This is a genomic window from Streptomyces sp. SID3343 (assembly GCF_009865215.1).
In the GTDB taxonomy this organism is placed as follows: domain Bacteria; phylum Actinomycetota; class Actinomycetes; order Streptomycetales; family Streptomycetaceae; genus Embleya.
The window spans coordinates 1-4,767 of record NZ_WWJX01000741.1 but is presented as its reverse complement, the minus strand read 5'-3'; the positions used below and the strand labels follow the sequence as shown (position 1 = coordinate 4,767).

The window sequence follows — 4,767 nt, the reverse complement described above, 5'->3', positions numbered from 1 at the left end:
GGGGTCAGCGCGACAGCCCGCGCGGCCGCGTGCGCAGCGCCGCCGCGACCGCGTCGGCCAGGTCCGCGGTCTCGGTCTCGGTGAGGCCGGCCACGGTGATCCGTACGCCGGGCCCGGACGTGACGCGGTAGCGCGCGCCCGGGCCGACCGCCCAGCCGCGGGCGAGCAGGTTGGCGATCGCGGCGGTCTCGTCGGGGACCTCGACCCACACGTTGATGCCGCTGCGGCCGGTGGCGTGCACGCCGCGATCGCGCAGTGCGTCGATCAGCCGGTCGCGCCGCTCGCGGTACGCGTCGCGCGCGGCCCGAACCGTCTCGGCGGCGGTCGGGCTCGTCCACCCGGCCGCGGCGGCGTGCTGCAGGGCGTGGCTGACCCACCCGGGGCCCAGGCGTTGTCGGCCCGCGACCCGGTCGATGGTCACCGCGTCGCCGACCATCGCCGCGCAGCGCAGGTCCGGGCCGTAGGCCTTGGCCGCGGAGCGGATGTACACCCAGTGGGTGGTGACGCCGGCGACGGTGTGCAGGTCGACGCCGGCGATGTCGTTGCCGTGGTCGTCCTCGACGGTCACGACGTGCGGATGGGCGGCGAGGACGGCGCGCAGTCGGCCCGCGCGTTCGGCGGACACCGCGGCGCCCGTGGGGTTTTGCGCGCGGGCGGTGACGACGAACGCGCGGGCGCCGGCGCGCAACGCGGCTTCGGTCGCGGCGGGGTCGGGCCCGTCCTCGTCGACCGGGACGGGGCGGGGCGTCAGGTTCAGCGCGCCGAGCAGGTCGAGCATGTTGCCCCACCCCGGGTCCTCGACGGCGACGGTGTCGCCGGGCCGTACGTGCGCGGCCAGCACTCGCTCGATGCCGTCGAGGGCGCCGGACGCCACGGCGAGGTGGTCCACCGGTACGCCGCTTCCGCGCAGCACCGTCCGGGTCGCGTCGGCGAACGGCTCGTACAGCGCGTCGTGCCGATACAGCGGGCGCCACCGGTCCGGGTCGGGGAACCGGGGCGACGGCAGCAGCGCGGGGTCCGGCTCGCCGGTGGACAGGTCACGGGCGCCGAGCGGGACGTCGGGCCCGAGGCTGTGGCGCCGGGTGGTCTGCGGGCGGGCGCGGATCCGGGTGCCTGCGCGGCCGTGCGTCTCGACGATGCCGCGCTCGCGCAAGGTGCGGTACGCGGCCGCGACGGTGTTGGCGTTGACCCCCAGTTCGCCCGCGAGCGTGCGCACGGGCGGCAGCGCGTCGCCGGGCGAGAGCGCGCGCGTGTGCAGTTCGCGCTCGATCGACGCGGCGATGTCGGCGGCGGTACGGCCGGTGGGGGGCATGCGGCTCCTGCGGGTTCGCGCCGGAGGCGGTCGGCGGGTGTGGATCGTTTTGGCCGGTCGTCGGTGGATCGAGAGTCGGTGGATCGAGAGTCGGAAGAGCGGAGTGACAGTCGGGCGGCGGCGCCGCAAGTATGCCGTTGACACCCACCCCCAACCGGCATCTATTGTACTACTGCATTGACAATTTTGCACTAATACAAACAAGGAGGCCCGTCGTGGCCGAGTATCCCGTCGCCGCAGCGACCAGCCCCAACCGCCACCGCGACCGGATGCGCTACGACGTGGCGACCGTGCACGCGATCCTCGACGCGGGCTTCCTGGCCCACCTCTCGTTCGTGATCGACGGTCGGCCCCAGTTGATCCCACTCGCGTACGGCCGCGACGGCGAGAGCCTGTACCTGCATGCCTCCAGCGGCTCGCAACTCGCGCTCGCGGTGCGGGCGAGCGGCGCGGAGGGGTTCCCGGTCGTGGCGGCCGTCACCCACGTGGACTCGATGGTGTTGTCCCGCTCCGCGATGCACCACTCGATGGACTACCACTGCGTGATGGCGCACGGCGGCCTCAAGCACGTCGCCGACCGCGCCGAGCAACTGCACGCCTCCCGGGTGATCATCGACCACCTCGTCCCCGGCCGGGCCGACGACTGCCGCGAGCCGAACGCCAAGGAACTGGCCCAGACCTCGATGTTCCGGCTCGACCTCGACCAAGTCGCCGCCAAGGTCCGCGACCACGGCCTCGCCGAGGACGAGAACGATCTCGACCTCCCCTACTGGGCCGGCGTCGCCCCGCTCGCCACGGTCCGCGGCCCCCTGCGTCCGGACCGCGACCAAGAGCCCCCGGCCTACCTGGCCGCGTGGCTCGACGCGTCCTGATCCGGACCTCGTCGCGCACCGGGTCCTACGCCCACGCGCCGCCGGCCGCCTCCCGCGGGCTGACGAGTCCCGATTCGTAAGCGGCGACGACGAGTTGGGCACGGTCGCGCGCGCCCAGCTTGGCCAGCGTGTTGGCCACGTGCGTGCGCACCGTGAACGGGCTGATCGCCATCCGCGCCGCGATCTCGGCGTTGTTCAGGCCGTGCGCGACCAGCGTCAGCGCCTCGCGTTCGCGCTGGGTGAGCGGGTCCAGGGCCGAGTCGTTGCCGGCGGGCCGGGACACGTACTCGCCGATCAGCCGTCGGGTGACCGCCGGTGACAGCAGCGCGTCGCCGCCGGCGGCGACGTGGATCGCGCGGATCAACTCGGTCGGTTCGGAGTCCTTGAGCAGGAAGCCGCTCGCGCCGGCGCGCAGCGCGTCGAAGACGTACTCGTCCAGGCCGTAGTTGGTCAGGATCACCACCCGTACCGCCGCCAGTCGTCGGTCGGCGGTGATCCGACGGGTCGCCTCGATGCCGTCCATGACCGGCATCTGTACATCCAACAGGACCACGTGCGGAACGTGTCGCACCGCGAGTTCGACGCCGGCGCTCCCGTCGGCGGCCTCGCCGACCACGTCCAGGTCGTCCTCGGCGTCGAGCAGCGCGCGAAAGCCGGCGCGCATCAGCGCCTGATCGTCGACGATCAGGACGCGGAGCATGCGACTCCGTCCAGAGGAAGTGTCGCGTGCACGGCGAAGCCACCCTCGGGGCGCGGCTCGGCGGCCAGGCGTCCGCCGAGGGCGACGACTCGCTCCCGCATTCCGGTGAGCCCGATCCCCGGCTCCCAGGCACCCGGCAGGGCCACTCCGTCGTCGACCACTCGAATCACCAAGTCCCCCTCGACGCATGCTATTTCGATGACCACCGAGGCACCGCGACCGGCGTGCCGGGCCGCGTTCGTCAGCGCCTCCTGGACGATCCGATACGCGGTCCGATCCACCGCGACCGGCAACGGACCGACCGCCTCCGTCACCGTGGACACCGTCGCGACCCCGGCGGCCCGGGCTCGATCGACCAACTCGCCGAGCCGGGCGAGGCCGTGGCCCGCCTGCCCGTCCGCCGGTCCGCGCAGCACGCCCAGGGTCGTGCGCAATTCGTGCATCGCCTCGCGGCCCGCGGCCTCGATGGCCAACAGCGCGGGCGGCACCTCCTCGCCGCGTTTGCGGGCCAGGTGCACCGCGACCCCGGCCTGGAGTTTGACGATCGAAATGCTGTGCGTGAGCGAGTCGTGCAGGTCGCGCGCGATCCGCAGGCGTTCCTCGTCGGCCCTGCGCAGGGCGGTCTGTTCACGGGTGCGCTCGGCCTCCAAAGCCCGCTCGCGGGCCTCGACGAGATACGCGCGACGATGCCGATCGATGAGCCCGGTGAGCCCGGCGGCCAGGAACCATCCGACCAGGAGCAGCGTGCGCTCGACGAGTCGCTCGTCCAGGCCACTCGCCCGCAGGCCGACCATGAACGCGCAAACCAGGTAGACGCCCGAACCGACGAAGGCCGTCACCCGATACCCCAACCGCGCCGCGGTGTGCATCGCGACCATGACGGGGAAGGCGGCGGGCGCACTCGGGTGGATCAGGACGCCGTAGCCGAGCATCGCCACGATCGTCACCGCGAGCACGACGCGCGGCGCCCGTCGGTACACCAGGAGCGAGCCCGCGCCGATCACCAACGCGAGATACCCCAGCGGGCGCGGGCCGGTGTGCGGGCCGTATCCCACGGTGGCGTCGATCACGAGCAGTGCGCCGACGACGGCGACCACGACGACCTCGAACGCGCCGACGCGCAGGAACCGTTCGATGCTCATCGCCGCACAGTAGACCGCGTTCGGCCGGCCGCGCGTCCTCCCCGGCGACGGGGCGCGGTCTACTTCCCACGCACCAGAGCGGGCCCGCGCTCGTGCCGGGCGACCAGCCCGAACGCTCTTCCCCCGCACCAATACCGGATCGGCCCGCGACGGCGACCATCGTGCCGTACCCGACGGGTGCTCGGGTTTCGCCTCGAAGGAGACCGACATGTCACTCACGATCGCCAACACCGCGCAAGCCGCCCTGTGGGACGGCGAGGTCGGCGCGCACTGGGCCGAGCACGCCGACCGCTACGACGCGATCATGCACGCCTTCGACGGCGCGCTGTTCGCGGCGGCGGGCATCGGCGCGAGCGACCACGTGCTGGACATCGGGTGCGGCACCGGGCACACCACGCGGCTCGCGGCCCGGCGCGCGGCGCAGGGGCACGCGGTGGGGATCGACCTGTCCGGCGCGATGCTGGAGCGGGCCCGGGAGCGGTCCGCGGCACACGGACTCGCCAACGTGTCCTTCGTCCAGGGGGACGCGCAGGTGTACCCGTTCCCGTTCGCCGACTTCGACGTCGCGATCAGTCGCGGCGGCGTGATGTTCTTCGCCGACCACGCGGCCGCGTTCGCGACGATCCGCCGGGCACTGCTGCCGGCCGGCCGGCTCGCCTTCGTCTGCCCGCAGCCGCCGCGCCCCGGCGGCGACACCGCCCGGGCGTTCGCCCCGCTGAACGCGCTCAAGCTCGAACACGC

The 4,767-nt window shown here is 73.4% G+C and carries 5 protein-coding genes; 2 read left to right on the top strand and 3 right to left on the bottom strand.

The window, feature by feature from the left end; translation table 11 throughout:
- Positions 1 to 4: 4 nt before the first annotated feature.
- On the bottom strand, positions 5 to 1,312 hold the full coding sequence (locus GT354_RS22785; RefSeq protein WP_161358232.1) for an aminotransferase class I/II-fold pyridoxal phosphate-dependent enzyme: 1,308 nt from the start codon (positions 1,310 to 1,312) through the stop codon (positions 5 to 7).
- Between the two features lie 215 nt (positions 1,313 to 1,527).
- Between GT354_RS22785 and GT354_RS22780 the strand changes: the two genes are divergently transcribed.
- A complete protein-coding gene (locus GT354_RS22780; RefSeq protein ID WP_161358231.1) occupies positions 1,528 to 2,184 on the top strand; it encodes a pyridoxamine 5'-phosphate oxidase family protein in 657 nt (218 codons plus the stop codon).
- Between the two features lie 25 nt (positions 2,185 to 2,209).
- On the opposite strand, the gene GT354_RS22775 is transcribed toward GT354_RS22780, so the two are convergent.
- Together GT354_RS22775 and GT354_RS22770 are read right to left on the bottom strand one after the other, a co-directional pair.
- On the bottom strand, positions 2,210 to 2,884 hold the full coding sequence (locus tag GT354_RS22775) for a response regulator transcription factor (RefSeq protein ID WP_161358230.1): 675 nt from the start codon (positions 2,882 to 2,884) through the stop codon (positions 2,210 to 2,212).
- A complete protein-coding gene (locus GT354_RS22770; RefSeq protein ID WP_161358229.1) occupies positions 2,869 to 4,026 on the bottom strand; it encodes a sensor histidine kinase in 1,158 nt (385 codons plus the stop codon). The genes GT354_RS22775 and GT354_RS22770 overlap by 16 nt, the downstream gene beginning before the upstream one ends.
- A gap of 208 nt (positions 4,027 to 4,234) precedes the next feature.
- Between GT354_RS22770 and GT354_RS22765 the strand changes: the two genes are divergently transcribed.
- Positions 4,235 to 4,767: class I SAM-dependent methyltransferase (locus GT354_RS22765; protein WP_161358228.1), on the top strand; the 533-nt coding region annotated here is incomplete at its 3' end.

Coding starts and splice junctions, on each gene's coding strand:
- GT354_RS22785 (WP_161358232.1), bottom strand. CDS start 1,312: ATGCCCCCCACCGGCCGTACCGCCGCCGACATCGCCGCGTCGATCGAG.
- GT354_RS22770 (WP_161358229.1), bottom strand. CDS start 4,026: ATGAGCATCGAACGGTTCCTGCGCGTCGGCGCGTTCGAGGTCGTCGTG.
- GT354_RS22775 (WP_161358230.1), bottom strand. CDS start 2,884: ATGCTCCGCGTCCTGATCGTCGACGATCAGGCGCTGATGCGCGCCGGC.